Origin of the sequence: Pseudoalteromonas sp. CO348, from assembly GCF_004208845.1 — a bacterium.
GTDB classification, from domain to species: Bacteria; Pseudomonadota; Gammaproteobacteria; order Enterobacterales; family Alteromonadaceae; genus Pseudoalteromonas; species Pseudoalteromonas maricaloris.
On the sequence record NZ_SGPI01000029.1, the window covers coordinates 213,489 to 235,387 of the forward strand.

2 protein-coding genes are annotated in these 21,899 nt (G+C 48.6%); both read right to left on the reverse strand.

Annotated elements, in window-relative coordinates; genetic code table 11:
* Positions 1 to 19: 19 nt before the first annotated feature.
* The gene (locus tag EXT48_RS14850; protein WP_130164937.1) at positions 20 to 12,076 is read right to left on the reverse strand and encodes a non-ribosomal peptide synthetase; all 12,057 of its coding nucleotides are present in this window, start codon (positions 12,074 to 12,076) and stop codon (positions 20 to 22) included.
* Positions 12,076 to 21,885, reverse strand: a complete 9,810-nt coding sequence (locus tag EXT48_RS14855; protein ID WP_240703392.1) for a non-ribosomal peptide synthetase — start codon at positions 21,883 to 21,885, stop codon at positions 12,076 to 12,078. Before EXT48_RS14855 ends, EXT48_RS14850 begins: the two co-directional genes overlap by 1 nt.
* Between the last annotated feature and the right edge of the window lie 14 nt (positions 21,886 to 21,899).

The following is a 21,899-nucleotide window of genomic DNA, read 5'->3' on the forward strand; positions in this document are numbered from 1 at the left end:
TTAAAAGTATGTACTTTTGCTAGTGCAACACATAGTTGCGCTCAATTATGTTAACCAACTGTCCTACTTGCTCGGCTTGCAGGCAGGACAAATGATCTCCTTTGACTTCATAACAAGAGAGAGAGTGACTAAATGGTTTCCATCCCATGTCTTTATTCACAGGACGGCCTTCAAATTCTTGCGTTTGCTGCGTTTTTACAACGCAGATTGGGGTGTCGCTAAGCATAGACGGCATCTCAATATTTGCTCGCAGTTGGGCACTAAAAACTTGTTGAAAGTGGCGTAGATGCGCATCACTAAAATTAAATCCAGCTTGATGTATCCAGCGATTGAGATAGGCAATGCGTGCTGCAGCATCACCTTGCTTATAGGCACTGATTTCTGCATCAGAGACACTAAGGCGGAAAAACGCCACCAGATTATCCAGCATCATTTGTGCGATTTGCGCTTCCCCTAAGTTAAGCGTTGGGCTGCTCGGTACAGGCGTATCAATCACAGTTACCAAACAGCCAATTCGACCTTGTTGCTCAAGTAAAGTGGCAAGTTGATAGGCAATAAAGCTGCCAAAAGAATGTCCGACCAAATGCACTTGTTCACCAAGTTCAGCACCTGCTAATACACTCAAGTAATACTCTGCGGTGCGGCCAATAGAAGTTAGCGTCTCGGGTTCCTCGGCAAGCGCCTCTGGCTGCAAGCCATAAACGGGTATACGGCTATCAAGCCCATTCACTAACGCATGAAATGCCATTAGCCAACCTCCCGCTCCCGCAATCAACACCACAGGTGTAAAGCCAAGCTCGCCCTCTTGCAAACACACTAAGGTTTCAAGCGATTGAGGTTTGCTATCGCGTTCGCCAAGACCATCTCTCAATGCTTGAATATACTGGCTGAGCCCACGCACAGTCGGATACTCAAAAAGTGCCGACAGTGGAAAATTGAGTTGTAGGTGCTGATTAATATCACCCACTAAACGCATCGCTAATAGCGAATGACCACCTAAATTAAAGAAGTTATCGTCAAGGCACACTCCATCCAACTGCAAACGACAGGCAAACTGCTGCGCTAATTGAGTTTGTAGTGGTGTGAGCCTCTCCCGCTTAGCCTCTTGCCGCAAGGGTTGAGGCGGAGTGTATGAGCTGGCCAGCGCAATGAGCTGTTTGCGATCTACTTTGCCGTTCGTTGTCAGCGGAAGCTGGCTAATTGATTGAAACAACTCAGGGACCATGTAAGCGGGTAGTACTGCGCGTAATTGCGCTCGCAAAGCAGCATCACCCACTTCCGTATGCTGTGTTGGCTGCACAAATGCCACTAATTGCGCGTTGTTACTGCTATCTTCACGCACCACCACAGCACACGCAGCAACTTCGTCTAACAGCTGAAGTTGCCGCTCAATCTCACCCAATTCGATGCGGTAACCGCGCACTTTAACTTGGTCATCACCACGACCTAGATACAGCAATTCATTTGAGGCTAAACAGCAAGCGCGATCGCCAGTTTTGTAAAGTCGCTGGCCGCTATTTGGCTCAATGATAAAGGCCTGCTGTGTCTTTTCTTTGTCGTTGAGATAGCCTCTGGCAAGGCCAATACCTGCAATGTATAAATCCCCTTCCACACCGGTAGCCACCGCTCGAAGCTGCTCATCAAGTAAATATAAAGACAAACCAGCGACGGGCTGACCAATTGGCACGCGTGCACCGCTGAAGTGTGTGACATCATTAAGGGTTGCCGAAATGGTTGCTTCAGTCGGGCCATAGGCATTAATAATTCGAATACGGTCGCCGTAGCGCTGCTGCCAATCGGTGAGCGCGGCAATCTGCATTTGCTCGCCACCTATGGTGATGATCCGCAACGAGCTTGGCAAGGTAACTGAAGTTGCTGCAAGTTGATGCCAATACGCCGTTGGTAAACTCATCAACGTTAACTCGGCATCTTGGCTTAATTGCGCCAACTTGTTGGGGTCCAACATGTCGTCTGTCGGTGCCATCACCAAGGTTGCGCCACGAATTAAAGTACAAAAGACTTCTTCCGCAAACACATCAAAGCTCATGCTAGCAAATTGCAGGTAATTGTCGCTGGGCGTAATCGCATATTGCGCGGCTAATGCCTGCACATAATTAACGACACTGGCATGCTCCACCATCACCCCTTTTGGCATGCCCGTGGTGCCCGAGGTGTAAATTACATAACAGAGGTCGTCAATCTGGCATGGCGCAGTAAAACAACGACTAGGCTGCTCAGCCAAAGCGCCCTGAATACTATCTAAATCGACTTGAGGCACCACCTGCTCCGAGCTACCCTGCCAATATTCTGTTTTGGTAACCAGCATGGCTGCATTGGCATTTTGCAACAGCAAACGACGTCGAGACTCGGGTAGTGTTGGTGCAATTGGTAGATAAGCTGCGCCCAATTTGAGCACCGCAAGCATAGCCACAATAAGCTGGTAATTCGCCTCTAGACACAGACCAATAATAACGGGGGATGTACTCGGCTCTAGTCGTGAAGCAAGGTAATGGGCGAGCTGATTGGCGTCTTTATCCAGTTGTGAATAGTGATAACAGCGAGCCTCCCCAGAGGCGGTACTATATTCACGAATAGCAATATGCTCAGGAAATTCAGCAGCAACTTGAGCAAATAATTGCTGAATAGGTAAATTTGGCGTTTGATATTTCGCCGCTTGCGTCAGTGCAAAAGTAGGCTGAGGCAATGCCTTGCTATACGGCGCGTGTTGAGGCTGCCAAGACAATTTTCCGAGTGTTTGCTCTGGCCGTTGTGTCGCAGCTAACATCAGCTGCTGCATCGCCGCAAGGCTTTGCTCGATAAACACTTCATCAAAGCATTGCTGCTGATAGCTCAGCGTGAGCGATAAACCGGCCCCTACGCCGACCACAAAGGTCAATGGATAGTGCGTTTCGTCAACTTCACTTAAGGTTGTTGCGATAAATGGCAGCGCAGCGCTATTTTGTAACGGATCTTGCGGATAATTTTCAAAAACATACAAGCAATCAAACAATGGACTGTCGTTTTCAATACCCGACCACTGATGAACTTGTGTCAGTGGTGTATGCGGGTGCTGCGCCAATGCCGTAAGCTGCGATTTCACCGCTTGCAGGTAATCTTGCACACGCGCATTTTGATCTATCGTTACATGGACCGCTTGCGTATTGATATACAAGCCAACGCGCTGCGCCATTCTACTAAGCGCTGTAGGTCTACCCGCGATGGTTTGACCAAATAAGGCATACGGTTCGTTGCAGCAATTTGCCACCCAATAAGCCCAGAGCCCTTGGATAAACTGATTGACGGTAAGTCCTTGCTCGCTTGTAAAGCGAGTCACGGCATCTTGCAGCGATTGCGGTAAAGTCACACTAAGTTCTTTAACACCAGCCGCTTTATTTTCAGTATGTAGTACCTTTTCGCTGAGTAATGTGGGCGTGGTAACTCCACCCAAATACTCCCGCCAAAACGCTTCGTCGCGGTCAACATGCGTATGCAAATATTCGATATGATCGCGGAAATTATCTACCACAATGGGGCGTAACTCACCTTGGCAACGGGCTTGATAAAATGCCAATAACTCAGCAAATAACACCGGCAGCGACCAGCCATCCATGATGAGATGATGATAAGTCCAAACCACCCCAACATTGCCATCCTCAAAAGCAATTAACCTCAATCGCATACAAGGCGCTTGTGAAAGCCTAAGCGGCTCGGCAAGCTCCACCGCGGCCTGTGATTTCACCACATGCGATTGCGCATCTGCAATAGCGACACTCTGCACCAGATTCAGCGGTACATCAGCATGTTTACAGACCACTTGCAGCGGCTCGCCAGCAACATCTATAAAGGCCGTGCGTAATATGCTGTGCTGTGTAATCAATTGCTGCCAAGCATAACTCAACGCCTCAATATCCACACAACCTTGTAGCAATAAGCTGGTTTGCTCGATGTAAGGTAGCGTGCTTTGAGTGTGCGTCTCACGTGCCGTTTGACTGTGGAACCACATGCCTTGCTGCAAACCAGTTAGAGGGTAAATATCCTCAACTTCCCCTTCAACCTGCCCAAGTATGCGCTGTAACTGCCGTTCAGAAATGCCGCTGAGAAGTGCAAAGTCACTGACTGTATAATGACGTTGAGGCTGGGATTGGCAATGCTCGATGACCTGAATTAGACTTTCGAGTATCTCTTTACTTAATCGTTCCGCTGCTTCAGATGCCAAGCGCTGGCTGTCAAACTCTAACGTTAACGCCAGTTTACCATCCACGACCGCCGCCGTTAGCTGCGCTCCAAAGTAACTGAGGTTTGACGCTGCAACCAAAGTGCCAGTCGACTCACGAGCGTCTCCCAGCAAACCTTGTTGCTCAATGACTGTATCTAGCTGGCCTAAATAGTTGAAAAACAGTAAGCTACGAGTATCAATCTCAAGCGATGAGCGAACGTTTAGATCTGGGTGTAAGTACCGCACAGCGCCATAACTACTTGCAACTTTACTGCCGCTTTCAAGCTCCGCCTTAATACTGCAAATAACATCATGTAAGCGGCTGCCATTGCTAAATAACTGCATTGGATAGAGCGCCGTTAACCAGCCAATGGTTCGGCTGCTGTCCAGTGCCTCCGTCAGTAACTCGCGACCATGCCCTTCTAGCATGATCACTTCACTGCCTGCACCACGCTTTTGCGCACACCAGGCAAGCGCACTGAGCAGCAATGCTTGCGCCGTTGTACCATAACTGGTGTTGGCGGACCCCAGTAGCGCACGGGTGTGCGCTGTTGACAATGTGTGGCGAACTTTGGCTATGGTTGGGGTCGCTTTTGTATCCTTAAGACTCAATAAGTGTGAGGTTTCAGCCAGTGCAGCCACCTTCTGCCATTTGCGCAAACCACGCTCATCGGTTGCAAGTTCACGATAAAAATCGGCAAGTTCAGCCAAATTCGCGCTTGCGGCAGGAAGCTCCAGCGGCACATTGTTTATTTGCTGCTGTAGTAGCTGGCTCACATCTTCAAGTAACACACGCCAAGAGACGCCATCCACTAGCAAGTGATGCGCGCTAAACAGCAAGCGATTATTGGCCTCACTGTCAGGCGTAACATATAACACCGCTTTAAACAGTGGCGTGCCAGTAAACGCAAAGCCTTGCTGCACTTGCTCACTGAACTCGCTCAGCTCAGCTTGCCATGCTTCACGCTCAAGCGTATGCGCCGTAAATACCTTTTGAATATCAATGCCATCACGTACAAATAGGGTATTTTCATCCGCAACCACCAAACGTAGCGCATCGTGCTGGGTGAGCAGATATTTTACAACTTCCATAAGCTGCGCAGGTGTGACGGATTTATCTACACTCACCAGCACGCTTTGATCCCAATGACTGGGTTTGGCAAATTGTTGAGCAAAGAACCAATGCTGAATTGGTAATTTATCAAGCGGGCCTGAAAGTTTTAGCCTTGCTTTACCCATCGGCCGGTGAATATCTTGCTGGGCAAGTCTTGCTGCAAGCGCCGAAACACAGGGGTAGGTAAACACGTCGGTAGCACTAACTGGTAACTTGAGTGCTTTAGCTTTACTGGCGATTTGAATACTCAAAATAGAGTCGCCGCCTAAAGCAAAATAGTCGTCTTCAGCGGTCATGGATGGCGTATTTAATACCTGCCGATAAATCGCCAGTAACTGGGCTACGATGCTGTTAGCCTGTGGTGTGACCGCGCTCTGCTCGGTTACTGTGATAGTCTGTTGAGTTTTACCAAGTGTTGCCAAGGCACGATGGTCAACCTTGCCATGCGGTGTCAAAGGTAGCCTTGCGAGCATGACAAAATGCTCTGGCACCATATAACTTGGTAGTCTTTCCTTTAGCTGGGCTTGAAGCACTTGAGGCTCAGTTGTTGTTACCACAAATGCCTGCAACTGTGGCTGCCCTGACGCGCTTGTGGTTATCTGAACCGCACATTCTTGTACGCTTGGTAGTAGCCCAATTTGCTGTTCAATTTCGGCCAGTTCAATACGATACCCTCGCAGTTTTACTTGTCCATCGTTACGACCCATATAGGCGATACGGCCGTTGCTAAGCAGGCGAACCAAATCTCCCGTTTTATAGGCTCGCACCATGTGCGAGGGAGAGACTTGTAGCTCAATAAAACGCTCAGCACTAAGCTGTGGTTGATGTAAATATCCTCTGGCAAGTCCCGCTCCGGTTATATATAACTCCCCAATCATCCCCGGTGGCACAGCGTGCAATTGTGGGTCTAAAATAAATAGCTGACTATTGTCGACAGGCAAGCCGATACCTGGCACCTTTCCGTCAAACTCAACCACACCTGAAGTCGCGACCACCGAGGCTTCGGTGGGTCCATAGTTATTGACTAGGGTAAATCCGTACTCTTTTGCTTGAAGCGCACCAAGTTTATCGCCGCCAACCAATAAATAACGCAAGCTTTGTGGATTAAACAAAGACTCAGTGAGCAGCGCTTGAGCGATTGGCGTTGCAATAAAACTATGCGTGACTTGGTGTGTATTGAAACAGGCTGTTAATTCGGCCGGTGACTGTAGCACCGCTTTTGTCACACACACGAGGCTCGCGCCAGCACATAAATAAGGCCAAATTTCCCATGTTGCCGCGTCAAAGGCGGGGTTGGCGGTTTGACTCGCAACGCTATGATTATCCACCGCAAAAGCTCGTCGGTGCCAACCACATAAATTCGCCAACCCTTGATGGGCTATCATCACGCCTTTAGGATTACCAGTCGTGCCAGAGGTATAAATCACATAGGCTAGCTGCTCCGCTTTAACTTTTGGGAACTGCTGAGGTAGTAGTATTGCCGCAAGGCGCGCTTGCACGTTGGCGTCATCAACACAAATGACATGTGAGGAGCGATATTCAGCCTCAATGTCGTTATCATCTAACTCTGCTACCTCAAAGCGAGCGGCAAACTCACACTTTGTTAAAACCAGCGCAGCGCTGCTGTCTTTAGCGATGTAATTGACTCGCGCTTGAGGGTAATGAGGGTCAACTGGTACATAACATCCACCCGCTTTTAACACAGCCAACATCGCCACAATGAGATCTGCGCTACCCGTCATCGCAACAAGCACAGGCTGCTCTAGTTGCAGCCCTTCGCTTAATAACAGCGCCGCCAATGCCTTGGCTCTTTCATTAAGTTCACCATAACTCAAGGTTTGATTTGAGTTTGTGTCAATTACTGCGAGCCGCTCAGCTTGTGCAGGCTCTGCCATATGTCGCTCAATTTGCTCAAGCACTGACTGCTCAAGGTGTTCCGGCGCTGATTTGCCTGAAATCGCATGATTCTCTAGCGGCTGCTCCTTGCAAAGTTTTATATCCACAAGTGCGCAATCAGGCTGTGTGAGTAACTGCACTATCACGGCATTAAAACACTCTGCAATGCTCGCCACAGTTTCTCTTTCAAATAGTCCACTGTTGTATAGCCAGTGCAGTCTCAACCCTTGCCCACTTTCTGTTGCACTGAGCTCGAGATCAAACTTGGCACGCGCGTTTTCCGACGCTAAAACTTCCGTGCTGAGCCCCACAAACTCTGGCGTTTGCTGTGGCTCGGGATTAAACGCAAAACTCAACTGGAAAACACTCTGGTGACTCAACTCTCGGCTAACACCAAGATGATCAATGAGCTGCTCAAAGGGCAAAGATTGGTGTTGATGTACTTGTTCAATTTGCTCTTTTTGTATATCGAGTAGTTGGCTGAAACTCTGCTGCCAATCGAGCTTCACGCGAATAGGTAAGGCATTGACGAAAAAGCCAATCAACTGCTCCACTTGTGGGTGATGCCGCCCTGAAAATGGCGCACCAATCACAATATCATCCACTTGGCTAAACTTAGCGAGCACCACCGCATACGCGCTATGCAACCAAATAAACGAAGTTATTCCCAAACGCTGACAATACTGTTGCAGTCGTTGCCATGTCTCTGCGCTTAGCTGCTCATTAAATGCTTGCGCGCTATTATTCACAACTTGCCCACGCGGCGTATCGAGCGGTAATTGGTGCAGTGGCGGCGCATCGTCAAGATACGCTGACCAAAATGCCATGTCTGCACTTTGCTGCGCGCCTTGGCACTGTGATCGATGCCAATGGGCATAATCCGCGTATTGCACTTCAGGTGGCGCAATCAAGTCATGGGCAAGTTCACAACCTTGGGCGTAACGGGCATAAAATTGCGTAAGATCTCGCATTAATATTTCAATGGAGCGAGCATCACTAGCAATGTGATGCATATTGACGATAAGCCGATGGTAGTCTGATGAAAAGCGAACTAGGGTTGCGCGGATCATTAGATCTTTACTAAGATCAAAACCCTGCGCTTGGTCGTCTCGTACCGCGCGCTGCCAAACCACATTTTGCCAAAGCGGCGATTGTGTGGAGACGTCAATGAGCGTAACAAAATGCTCAGGCAAAGCGACAAGGTACTGTTTGGGCTCATCGGTAGTGTTGATGATAGCCGAGTGCAACACCTGATGCCGTGACAACACCTTTTGCCAACTTTGCTCGAATGCGCTCAGATCAAGCTCTCCTGAAAACGCCAATAACGCTTGAATTTGATATTGCTGGCTGCCCTGCTGCATTTGATCTAATGTCCACAAACGCTGCTGAGCAAAAGACAACACTACGCCATTGGTTTTATCCACCACAGCAATAGTACTTAGCTGCGCGTCTTGCTTTTCAAGTGCAGCCGCTAAACCTTGTACTGTAGGGTGCGTAAAAATCGCTTGCAGCGGTAACTCAATGTGCAGCGTCTTGCGAATATGATTTGCCAGTTTTGCAGCAAGTAGCGAGTGCCCGCCGAGTCTAAAAAAGTCGTCATAGCGACCAACTGATTCGTGCTGCAGTATCTCGGAAAAATAGCTTGCAAGTTGGGTTTCAAGCTCGCCAATCGGTGCTTCATAAGTGTTTTCGTTAAAGCTTGTATCAAGTTGCTGCAGTAGTGCTTTTTTATCTACTTTACCATTGCTGGTCAGTGGCATAGCTGCCACCGCTTGAACTTTGGCCGGCAACATATGGTCGGGTAAATTTTGTTTTAAAAACTGCTGCATGACTAAAGTGATGTCGTCGAACTCGACCTGTTTGTGTAACACCACAAAGGCGCAGATCCAGACATTTTCTGGGTCTTGCCGATTTAACAGCACAGTAACCTCTGCCACTTCGGGGTGATGGCGCAACTGGTTTTCAATTTCGCCTAATTCAATGCGATAACCCCGAACTTTTACCTGGTCGTCAATTCGGCCAACATAGCTCAGCTCTCCGCTGGCCATTAAGCGCACGAGATCACCTGAGCGATATAATCGCTGATCAGGCGCTTCACTAAACGGGTTTTGAATAAAGCGAGTGGCGTTTAACTCGTCACGTTGCCAATAACCCCGACAAACCCCCTCGCCCCCTACGTACAACTCGCCCACGGCACCTTGCGGCAAGAGCCTTTGCTTGTCATCAAGCACATAGCAGCTGGTGGTCGGAATAGCACGACCTATATTACTGGTGCCAAGCGTCAGATCCGCAGGCTCCAGCGCCTTAAACGTAACATGTACCGTGGTTTCAGTAATGCCATACATATTGATTAACTGACAATTTGGTAAGTGCTGTGCCCAAGGTTGTAGCTTACTTGGCTGCAACGCTTCACCACCGAAAATGACGTACCGCACTGCACATTGGCTCGCCAACTGACTGTCATTGAGTAGCGTGGCTTGTAGCGCGTAAAACGCACTTGGCGTTTGATTTAAGACCGTAACACGAGCATCAACCAACAACTGAGCAAAAGCTTGGGTGTCTTGCGTAGTCGCTTTATCCACAACCACAAGACGACCACCAAAGAGTAACGCGCCATACATTTCCCACACAGAGAAATCAAAGCAAAAGGAATGAAACAAGGTCCAAACATCTTGCTCATTAAAATCGAATAAGTTGGGCTCAACACGAAGTAAGCGCACCACATGACGGTGCTCAATTTGTACGCCTTTTGGTCGTCCTGTGGTGCCAGAGGTATAGATCATATAAGCCAAGTCTTGCGGCTCAATCTGAATAGCATCAAGCAGCTTGAGAGCTTCGCGGCTGACCTGATGTTCTGCCTGTGACACATTAATTAGCTGGTATGAAAGCTGACTAAACTGTGCCTGAGTGGCGTTATCACAAAGTAGCCATGGGCTTTGCACGTCTCCCAAAATATACTCAATGCGTTCTTGCGGGTAGTCGGGATCTACTGGCACGTAGGCAGCACCAACTCTAAGTACTGCCAGCAAGGTCACTATCATCTCAACGCTGCGTGATACACTCACCACCAACATGGTTCGTGGCGTGACGCCTTTCTGTAACAGCATTATCGCCAACGCATCGACTCGCTCGTTAAGCTCACGATACTTCAGCACAGTCGTGCTATCTTGCACGGCAGTGCGTGTGGCAAAGCGCTCGGCGTAGCGCGTGAATAAACTGGTGATGGTGTCTTGCTTAGGCCAAATTGCCGCTTGGCATTGAGCGCCAGTTATTAAAGCTTGTTGCTGTTTTTGACTCAGTAACGCAAGTTCACCAACGGCGGTATGAGGGGCTGTAACACAAGCTTGAAGCAGCGTGTGAAAGCAATCCGCCCAATGTTTGATGGTCTCTGCTGTGTAAAGATGGCTATCAAACTTCCAATGTAAATAAAGTGCCTGCTCATCAACTACGGCATTGAGTTCTAAGTCGCATTTTACCGCTATGCTGTCTGCCTGTTGTTTTTGCACTTCTTGAACCGATAATCCCGGAAGCGTAAAAGCGCGCCCATCACGGGTTTCCAGTGTAAATAATATTTGTACTAGCGGGTGGTGACTTAAATCTCGTGGAGCGCCAACCGCTTCAACTACTTTATCAAAAGGAATATCGCGGTATTCAAACGCCGCTAGGTTGAGGTCTTTTTGTTGCTGCAACCATTGGCTAAATGGCATATCACTTTCGAGCTTTGCTTGCATCACTAAGGTATTAACGAACAAGCCGATTAATGGCGTTAATTCGGGGTGATGACGGCCATGCTCTGGCGTGCCTACAACCACCTGCTGCGATTGCGTAAGCCTTGCGATAAACAACATAAAGGTATTGAGCAGCCACATAAAGGGTGTGAGCTGGAGCGACTTCGCCTGAGTCGATATCGCTGCAAATAACGACGCATCGAGCGCTTGGCGATATACTTTCCCCGTTAACGACTGCACCGCAGGACGGACAAAATCACAAGGCAATGACTGCAACGGCGCTAATTCGCTAAATTGCTGTTTTAGTTGCGCCAGAGGTGCCTCGATGCGCTCTGGCGTTAGCTGTGCTCGCTGCCACTGGCTAAAATCACTATATTGCACCTGCATAGTTGCAAGCGGTGTATAAGATGCGCCTATGTGTTTGCAATAGCCAGCTTCTACCTCTTGTGCAAGTAGCGCCATTGACGCCCCGTCAGAGACAATATGATGCATATTAAATGCAAGGTGATGTTCATCGCCATCACTCACCACCAGCACGCGAAGCAAACAATCATGAGCCAAATCAAAAGGCTTATTCTGATGGGCCTCAAGGTGTGAAGTAATATAGGCTTGCCGTGTTTCCTCAGGTACTACACTGGCATCAAGCCACTCGAGCGGCGCACTAATATCATCCGTTATTTGCAGCTGGGGTTGGCCATCTTGTTCATTTTTTACAAACCTAGCGCGCAGTATTTCGTGGCGCTGCAGCACATCTTGTACGGCGCTGCGCATTGCTTGAATATTAAGCTTGCCGCGTAACAAAAACTCGGCGGGCATATAATACTGCTTGCTGCCTTGCAGTTGCTCAATAAACCACAGTCCTTCCTGCGCAAAGCTCAGCGGTAAGATTTTCCCCGCGCTTGGCTGCGCGACTATTTTCGGCGATGAGTTCGCCACATCACGGCTTTGCTGCTGAAAGTAGGCAATGATCTCTGATTTATATTCAACCACCTGCTGTTTTAACTGTGGAGGAAACCCAGCGGTTTGCTTAAATGCCAAGCCACCGTTTTTTTCATACAAGGTCACGCCAGCTGCTAATGCTTCTGCGATCAAAGCCTCTATCTGTCTTTGTTGTTCATTCATCACAAAAACATCTCCTCAGACTGACCGTTTTCGTCTGCTGCTTTGGCTGCACGATGGATCTCACACCAAGTTGCAAGTGCGCTTACGCTTGGCCGCTCGAACAATATTTTTAAGGTAATAGGCACCTCAAGCGCCTGTTCAATTAAGGCAACCGCTTGGCTTGCTGATAAAGAGTGCCCTCCTAACTCAAAGAAGTTACGGTTAATATCTCGAACTTGAGTATTGAGCACTTGAGCAAAAATTTCTGCCAGCAGCGTTTGTAGTTCAGTCATAGGAGCTAAAGGTGCTGTAAGCACTTGCGCCTGTTGCGATTGCACCAGTTGTGCAAGCGCTCCTGCGTCTACTTTGCCGTTATTGGTGAGCGGCATAGCAGCCAGTGCATACAGCTTGTAAGGCAACATGTAACTTGGTAGGACCTCTGCTAACGAGGCTAATATCTGAGTGTGTAGCGCCTGTTCAAGCTCACAGATGGCCTCACTGTGCGATGGTGTAGTTAGCACCACACAGGCTAGTAAGTTATCTTTACTTTCGTTAAGTAACACATGTGCTTGTTGCACTGCATCTAGTTGCTCAAGCTGAGCCGCAATTTCTTCAAGTTCTATGCGATAGCCACGCAGTTTAACTTGGTTGTCTCGACGACCAATAAACTGCAGCACACTAGGGCAGCCCTGTTCATCTAGCTGCCAGCGCACTTGGTCGCCCGTCTGATAATAACGCTGTGAGTCATTCATCAAAGACAATGACACAAATTTACTGGCGCTGAGCTCAGGCAACCCAAAATACGCCTGAGCCACATTATCGCCTGCAATGTATAGCTCACCGGGCATGCCCATCAGCACCGGCTGTTGATGCTGATCTAATACCACCAAATGAGTGCCCTGAATGGCGCTACCGATTGGCACAAAGCGCTGCGATTGCTGTGCAAGCGAAACCGCATCTTGGCCGTTACAGCGATACACACAACAACCGACCGTTGCTTCTGTTGGGCCATATTCGTTATAAAAATAAGCCTGTGGCAGCAGTGCCCCAACTTGAGCAACCACGCTGCTAGATAAGGCTTCTCCCCCCACCACAATTTGGTGCGCAGCATTGCTCGGTTGTAATCGCGCCAGCACGCCTTGCAAGTGGGCTGGTGTCAGCTTAAACAGCAGCGCCTCATCACGCGCTAAACACGCACTAAGCTCTGTGATTAACTGCCCGCCATCGCTTAACAATACAACGCCAAGACCATTAACCAGCGCGCCCCATAAGCTCGTTACTGTCGCATCAAATGCTAAAGGTGTGCTGACAACACTCTCCTGTATATCGCCTTGGAGATAACTGTGACTAACGTGCTCAAGATAAAGGTGTAGATTACGATGGCTGATCACCACGCCTTTGGGTCGCCCTGTAGTGCCAGAGGTATAAATCATATAAGCAGGCGCATCAATATCACTTAATGGCGCAAGCGCCTCTACAGGCATGTTCTGCCAATGCGGTGCGGTGTCCATTAGCACCAAACGGTAGCTGAGCTCTGCGCTGTTTGGAAGTAGCGCTGAGGTGGTGATAAGGCAAGTCGCTTTACTGTCACCCAATATATATTGCTGACGCTGACTCGGTGCATTGGGGTCAAGCGGCACATACACGGCCCCGACCTTTAAGACTGCCAAAAGTGCCACTACTTGCTCACAGCTTGGCGCTAAGCTTATTGCGACCTGCGACCTTGCCGTTACGCCTTGTTCAATCAAGTAACGCGCTAGCTTGTTACTTTGTAGCTCCAATTCGCCAAAACTTAACCGCTTGCCAGCCATATCTCGTACAGCATTTTGCTGTGCACTATGCTGAGCAAAGTCTCGTATTTTATCGCTGATAAACCAAGGAGATTGCGGCTGCGCTTGCGTGGTAAGCCCTAGCTCGCTAAGTGCTTTAGTCTCAACTAATGGTAAGGTATTTACGCTTTGCTCAGGGCTTTTCAGCGCCGCGTCAATTAACGTCACAAAAGCGTCGACCATCGCCTGTACGCTAGTGTGCTTAAACAAGGCTTTGGCATAATTCCACTGCACAGTTATCTCACTGCCAGATTCTTGTGCATTGACTTCTAAGTCGAACTTCATTGCAGGCTTAAGGTCAAGCTGTTGCTCGATTTTTAGATGAGGTAGCTTGAAGTCACTTTGTTCGTTATTTTGTAGTGCAAAGAGTATTTGTAACACGGGCGAATGCGCTAGGCTGCGCGGTGGATTAATGGCATCAACAAGCTGCTCAAAGGGTAGATTCTGATGGGCAAAAGCCGCCAAGATCACCTGTTTTTGCTCATTTAGCCAGTCGTTAAATGAAGGCGACCCCACTTTGCGAGCTCGAATAGCTAAAGTGTTCACAAAGCAGCCCAGTAACCCCTCTAATTCTTTCACCTCACGTCCGGCAATGGGCGAGCCAATGACAATATCCTGCGTTTGACTAAGACGAAGCATCAACAGCGAAAAGGCACTTTGCAACCACATATACAAGGTCACCCCTTGTGCTTGGCAATGCGCTTTTATCGCCTCAACTTGCGACGATGTAAGAGTATGACGAATGCATTCACCATCAAGGGACTGAACTTGTGGCCGCTCAAAGTCCAGCGGTAATTCATGAACAACAGGACACTGCTGCAACTGAGTTTGCCAATAAGAAAGATCTGCCTGATAGCTATCTTGCTGTTGCTGCTGCCAGTAGGCAAAGTCTGCATACTGCACCGCTAGCGGTTTAGCGTATTGCTCTGGCAACGGATACGCTGACGCTTCGCTAAAGTGCCGATAAAACGCCACAAATTCTTTAGCAAGCAGCGCCATTGACCAACCATCACTGGCAATGTGATGCATGTTAAACAAGAGCCCAAATTGGTTGTGACTAAACTGTACACAGATAACGCGCAGCATAGTGTCTTGGCATAAATCAAAACGCTTGCTAAGTGATTGTTGCTGTAATGTTTGCCAACGCTGCTGTTGCTCGGCGGTATTCAGCCCAGACAAATCTACTAATTCCACAGGACAGGCTACTTGGGCACGAACTTGCTGCCCAGCACCGTGATCACCACTTGCAGGAACGATGACCGTACGGAGTACTTCATGACGTGCAATAATCGCGCTTAACGCTTGTGTTAAAGCGTCAATATCTAAGGCACCTTCACACCAATAGCTCGCTGGCATATGGTATTGCACACTCTGCTCATGTAACTGGTCAATTAACCACAAACGCTGCTGAGCAAAAGACAGAGGTAACGCTTGGGCTCTTGATACCGGCTCAATGGTATTGCTGTGCGCAATCATCGAACTTGCGGTTATCACTTCAGCAAACGCTGCAACACTTGGCGCATCAAAGAGTTGTGGCAAGGTGATATCTCGCCGCTGCTCACTGCGCACTCGGCTGATCACTTTTATGGCAAGCAGCGAATGCCCGCCTAAGTCAAAGAAACTATCGTTAATACTCTGTACTGAGCTCGGTAGTAGCTCACGATATAACTCAAGTAAATAACGCTGTATGTCTGTGAGCTTAGATCCATCAATTACCTCGGCGACCTCTTGGCTTTTCGCCTGTGCCTGATAGGCAAGCTGTAATGCTTGCTTGTCTACTTTTCCGTTTGCAGTCAGTGGAAGATCAGCAACGATATCCAGCGCGGCAGGTAACATGTAACTGGGCAGCGACTGCGATAAAGCTTGGCGCAACTGCACAAGTGTGAGCTTAGCCTCACCATTTAAAACCACATGAGCCACTAAGCTTTCTTGTGCTTCATCAATACTCACAGCGCAGCTTTTTACTTGCGCCAACGCGTCGATTTGATGGGCGATTGCCACAAGAGAAATACGGTAGCCGCGCAGTTTTACTTGCTCATCTAACCGCCCCAAATAACAAAGATAGTCTGCCTCACCGCGCGCATTCGCCTGCCACTTTGCCTTGTCGCCACTGCGATACCAACGCATGCTTGAAGTACCAGACGCAGGCACTGCTTGCTCAACAAAGCGTGTTTGCGTCACACTCGCGAGATTAATATAGCCTTCACACACCCCACCTCCCGCTAGCCAAAGCTCTCCGGGCATATTGGGTAAAGCCAGTTCGCCAAACTCGTCAACCACCGCAAGGGTCATATTATCGATGGCATGACCAATAGGCACTTCTTCGTGGCTCGCTAACAAGTGGCGCGACTCACGGCTTACAGCATAGATACTACAGCCGACTGTTGCCTCAGTGGGGCCGTATTCGTTTATCCACTGGGCGTTAGGGAGCTTATCCATCAGCTTATCAACCAAGGCTGCACTTAGCCCCTCACCGCCAACCACAAATCGGTGGGCGATATTACTGCGAGTTTGTGCGTCACTTAATGCAAATACCGCGCGTAGGTGAGCCGGTGTTAACTTGAATAACTTGGCTTCGTTGGCTGCAAAAATCTGCACTTGTAAGGCAGGCAACAATTCAGCGCCCGTGGGGAGCAACTCAAGCTCACCGCCTCGCATTAAAATAGGCACTAAGGCGGTCACCGTTGCATCAAACGCCAGCGGTGTACTGAGTACTGCCTTGGTTATGCCTCCTGATTGTGGCAGGTAACGCTGACAAGCAAAACGCAGATAATTATTGAGGTTGCCATGACTAATGGGCACCCCTTTTGGCTGCCCAGTTGAACCTGAGGTATAAATAACATAAGCAAGCTCGGCCTCGTTAAATGCTGCTGCGTCTTCATCTAGCAACAAACTAGTATCGTAAAACGCAAAGTTCCCTTCGGCTTCGAACAAATCATCCAGCAACAAAAAGTCACTCCCGGCTTCAATCAAGCGCTCGGCATCTTCACTTAGCGCCAGCGTCAATACGATGTCTGCATCATTCATGATATAGGCTAAGGTATCGGTTGGCGTGTCATGATGAATTGGCACATAGGTATGGCGCGCTTTTAATATTGCCAGTACCGCAGCCACCATGTAACTTGAAGACGGCAGTAAAATAGCAATGCGACTTTGCTCGGGAAATGCCATTTCTAATAAGCTATTAGCGAGTTGATTCGCGCATTTTTCTAAGGTGAGATAACTACAAGTGAACTCCCCCATGCGCACCGCAGTCTGTAGTGGGGTCTGAAGAGCCACCTGACTAAACTGAGTTATCCATGGCTGTTGCTCTGTCACTTCTACCGCAACACTTTGCTGCTGTTTTAATAGCGCTAACTGCTGCTCAGCGGGCCACAATGACAATGCTGACAACGGGGTATTTGGCTCTGCAAGACACTGCGATAGCACATAACAAAACTGCTGATGGAAACTAACCACACTCGCTTCTTGCCACAAATTGCGGTCATAAAGCCATTCAACGGTGAGTACATCCCCCTCGTCTATCACTGCGACTTCTAAATCTAGTTTGGCACCGCGTACTTTACTTTGGCACAGCGTCACTTCCAGTTGCGCTAGCGTAAGGTTTTCATTTACCTGATTATTTACCCGAAACACGATTTGATGCAGCGGATGTTGGGCGCTTGAGCGTTCAATGTCTAGCTCATCCACTAACACATCAAAGGGAATATGTTGATGTTGCAATGCGTCGTTGAGTAAGCCTTGGGTTTGCTGTAACGCTTGCGTGAAACTGGTGTCTTCCCTCCATTCGCTCCTAAGCACTAAGGTATTGATAAAGTTACCAATCATACTCTCAAATGCTTTAAGGTGACGTCCTGATACCGGCGTACCAACAACCACATCGCGCTGTTGAGAAAAGCGGCTTAACCACAATGAAAATAGCGTTTGCAGTAACACAAATAAGGTTTGCCCTGAACGAGTTTGATACGCTCGAAGCGCACTAACCAGCGCTGCAGGTATGGGCTCAATCACTAAGGCGCCACGCAAAGAGGTTTTTGCTTCTCTGCTACAATCTAGCGGTAATTCATGAACCTTGGGCAGACCTTGTAATTGCATACGCCAATAGTCGAGCTCCTGTTGCCATAGAGACCCCTGTTCTAGCTGTTGTTGCCACATTACATAATCAACGTAATGCACCTCTTGTAGTGCTAAGGTTTCGCCGCTGAGCGCAGCTTTGTAAGCCAGCCCTAAAGCCTCACTCAAACACGCAATAGACCAACCATCGGCAGCGATATGATGTAAGGTGATCACAAGGGTAGCCTGCATCGCCTCTTGTTGATAAAGACTGGCGCGCAGCATTAAATCACGGCTTAAATCGAAGCAGGTTGCGTAATCTTCTGCAATAGCCTGCTCTAACGCATGTGCTTGTTGCGCAGCGGATTTATCTGTCCAGTCGTGCTTAATCAGGGTAAATCGAGCATCAAGGTTAATGCTTTGGAGCGGTTCTCCTTGCTCATTTTGATGGTAATTAAACGCCAAGACTGGATGTTGCTTAATCACAGCAATAAAGGCTTGCTCTAAGGCTTCAGTATTCAGCTTGCCTTGCAATTGGAATATGCCCTGTAGGTTATACTGGTTGCTGTGCCCTTGCAGTTGGTCAACAAACCACAAGCGCCGCTGTGCAAATGACAAAGGATAACTAGGCTGTGATGGCGCAGGTTGTAGACTTGGTAATGAAGATTGAGACTGAGAGTTAGCCAACATCTCGCTTAGTTCAAATACGCTAGGATTGGCAAATACTTGCTTTAAGCTCACCTCCACCGAGAGTTGGGCTCTTAGCTCATTGAGTAATTGCATTGCCAATAAAGAGTGACCACCGATGCTGAAAAAGCTATCGTGCAGCCCCACTTTTGGTGCGCCCGTTAAGGTTTGATAAAGTGTGATTAACTGTCGCTGCAGCCTACTTGTCACCTCACTACTTTGGCTTTGAGAAGTTAATGCCAAAGACTGTAATTGTTGGCGGTCTATCTTGCCATTACTCAGGGTGGGTAAGTGCTGGCAAAGCTCTATCCAGCTTGGGATCATCGGCTCAGGCAAGCGACGCTTCAAGCCTTGGCGGATCACCTCGCGCAGATTGGTTGCGGCGCACTGGCTGCCATCAACACTTACCACAAAAGCAACCAAAGCATCTTGTTTGCCGAGCTTACGCACCACGACTGCAGCCTGCGTTACCTCATCAAGCGCTAACAGTGCAGCTTCTATTTCATTAAGGTCAACACGGTAACCGCGAATTTTCGCTTGTTTGTCAATTCGACCGAGAAATTCAAGCTCGCCACTCGCATTCAGCCTAACGCTATCACCACTGCGATAAAAACGGACGCATTGGGCACTATGTTGCAAGCTACTTGTAAACTGAGCTGCGGTCTCTGAAGGCGTATTTATATACCCTTTGGCGAGGCTCGGCCCGCCAATATAGAGCTCTCCGGGCATGCCTGCAGGTGTTGGCTTCCCCTGTTTGTTGAGTACGCAGGTGGTAACATGTGCCAACGGCGTACCGATCGGATAACTGTGGCCGGTTAGCCTGCTGTCTGTCACTTCATGACAAACCACTCCAACACAAGCCTCCGTCGGACCATAATGGTTGAAAATACGCGCCGCTGGCGTCAGCGCGCGAATGCTATCAACAAGCTGCTCACCCAATGCTTCTCCACCTAACACCCACTGCGAAATAGCGGGCTTTTGCTCAGCAAGCTGAGGCAAAAGCACCGCGGCAAAAGAAGGAGTTAATTTAATCAAATTAACTTGCTCAGCTACTAACTTGGCTGCGATTTCAGCAGGTTCTGGCGCTTGGTTTGCAAGAGTGAGTACCACAGTGCCGCCCTGAGTAAGCACCGGATACACAGCCGTTAAGCATAAGTCCGTGGCAAGTCCTGTGACCACGCCCGCTCGCGTATCTTGGTTGTAACTCAATCTCGCCGCGATGCTGCTGCAATAGTGGCTCAGCGCGCCATGGCTGATCTCAACCCCTTTGGGCACACCAGTAGAACCAGAAGTAAACAACACATACGCGCTATCATCAAAACTTGGTGAATAAGTTTGCTGCAGCGCTCCTTTGTTTTGGCTCAGCTCACTATATGTAAGCACTCTGATGTCAGCTTCTCGTAGCGCTTGGTAAAGTGGCGTTTCGACACTTACTACCACCGTATTACACTCAGCTTGCGCTAGCATTTGTAGCGCTCTGGCCGCAGGCATATTGCCATCAATAGGTAAATACGCGCGGCCACTTTGCATTACGCCAAGCATAGTGACAATGTCACTCATATCGCCCGTTGCTATCAGCGCAATGATTGATGCTGGAACATCTAAGTTGTTGGCGATTTGCAAACTTTGGGCATACAACTGCTGATATGTCAGGGTGCGCGATGCTTCGCCATTGGTACTTGGCACCACCACTGCAATCGCCTCACCTTGGGTTTGCGCTATATCTTTGATTGCTTGCGGCACAAGCGCCGGTTGACTGATATTGTGATTGATATCAGCCGCCTTTGTCGGTTCGTTCGTTGATTTGAGCGTCAAGTCGTCAATTGGCACCGCCTCTTTAGCACAGTAGCACTGGACGAGTGCCAAATAATCATCGGCAAATCGCTGAATAAGCGCATGGTCATAAAGCCCTGTTGCATAAACAAAGTCACACACAAGGGTATCATCTGTATCATCAACAGATAGGGTTAAGTCAAATTTCGCAGTGCCATTATCTAGGGCAATTAACTCGGCTTCTAATTGGTTATTTACCGACACTTTACTACTTGCTACACCATTGTAGTTAAATAACACTTGAAACAAGGCGGAATGCGCGGCGGATTTGGGTAGCTCTAGCGCTTCAATGATGTCTTCCACGGCAGTGTTTTGATTACTAAGCCCTTGCAATACTTTGTATTGCAGCGCCTTAATCGCCTCACTCATGGAGTGATGGCCGTTTATCTGCATACGCAGTGGCAAGGTATTAATAAAGCAGCCAAGCATAGCTTCAAACTCGCTTTGCTGACGATTTGCAACCGGCACCCCTAAGGTAATATCGGCTTGCTCACTGTAGCGATAAAGCAAGATGTAAAACACGCCCAGCAAGGCGGTAAAATGTGTTACGCCATCGCTGCGGCAAGCTTTATCTAATCGTTGTATTTGTTCCGCGTTAAACGAACAACGAACCGTGTCACCTTGGTACTGCTTTTCTTTTTTTCTTGGATAGCTGGTGGGCAATTCAAACGGTGTAAATGCCTCTAACTGCTCAGTCCAATAAGCCAATTGTTGTTGATAGTCTGGGGATTGCCTTAATTGCTGCTCCCAGTGCACATAGTCAACAAACTGTAAATCGGGAAGCTCAACACACGCCTCCGATAGCTCATACAGCAGTGCGTTGATAAACACAATCACGCTCCAGCCGTCACTAATAATATGATGCATGTTAACGAGTAACCAGCGGCAATCAGTGTGAGAGTTACTCACTAAAGCCGTCACTTGCAGCAGCGACTCGCTGGCAAGATCAAACTGATACCGCACAGCCTGTTTAATCGACTCTGGTAGCTGATTGGGTAGCGCTTCTTCATTCACGGTCATCACGGCAATTTTCATCGCCTCAGCAGGTTCAATTTGCTGCACGACCTTCCCTTCAACCGTGATAAATCGTGCTCTCAAAATATCGTACTTAGCTATCAAGCGGCTCAACGCTTGTTCAATGTCCGTGACTGAAAATGGCTGCGATAACTTAACTAGCCCAGCCATGTTGTACGCCGCAGTGCCCCCTTCATACTTATCAATAAACCACATTCTTCGCTGCGCAGCAGATAGCGCAGCAGATTGCTTTTGCTGTCCTTGAAGGTAGGTGATAAGCGCAGCTTTGTGCGCCTTTATCTTATCCAGAATACCCTCAGGCACCTGCCCAAGCGGTGTTCTAAGTTTTAATTTATCCTGCTGTAAATAAACATAAATCTGTTGACGGTCAAGCTCATCTAACCACTGTTTCATTGCAAAGTTTTCCA

Coding starts and splice junctions, on each gene's coding strand:
- EXT48_RS14850 (WP_130164937.1), bottom strand. CDS start 12,076: ATGAATGAACAACAAAGACAGATAGAGGCTTTGATCGCAGAAGCATTA.
- EXT48_RS14855 (WP_240703392.1), bottom strand. CDS start 21,885: ATGAAACAGTGGTTAGATGAGCTTGACCGTCAACAGATTTATGTTTAT.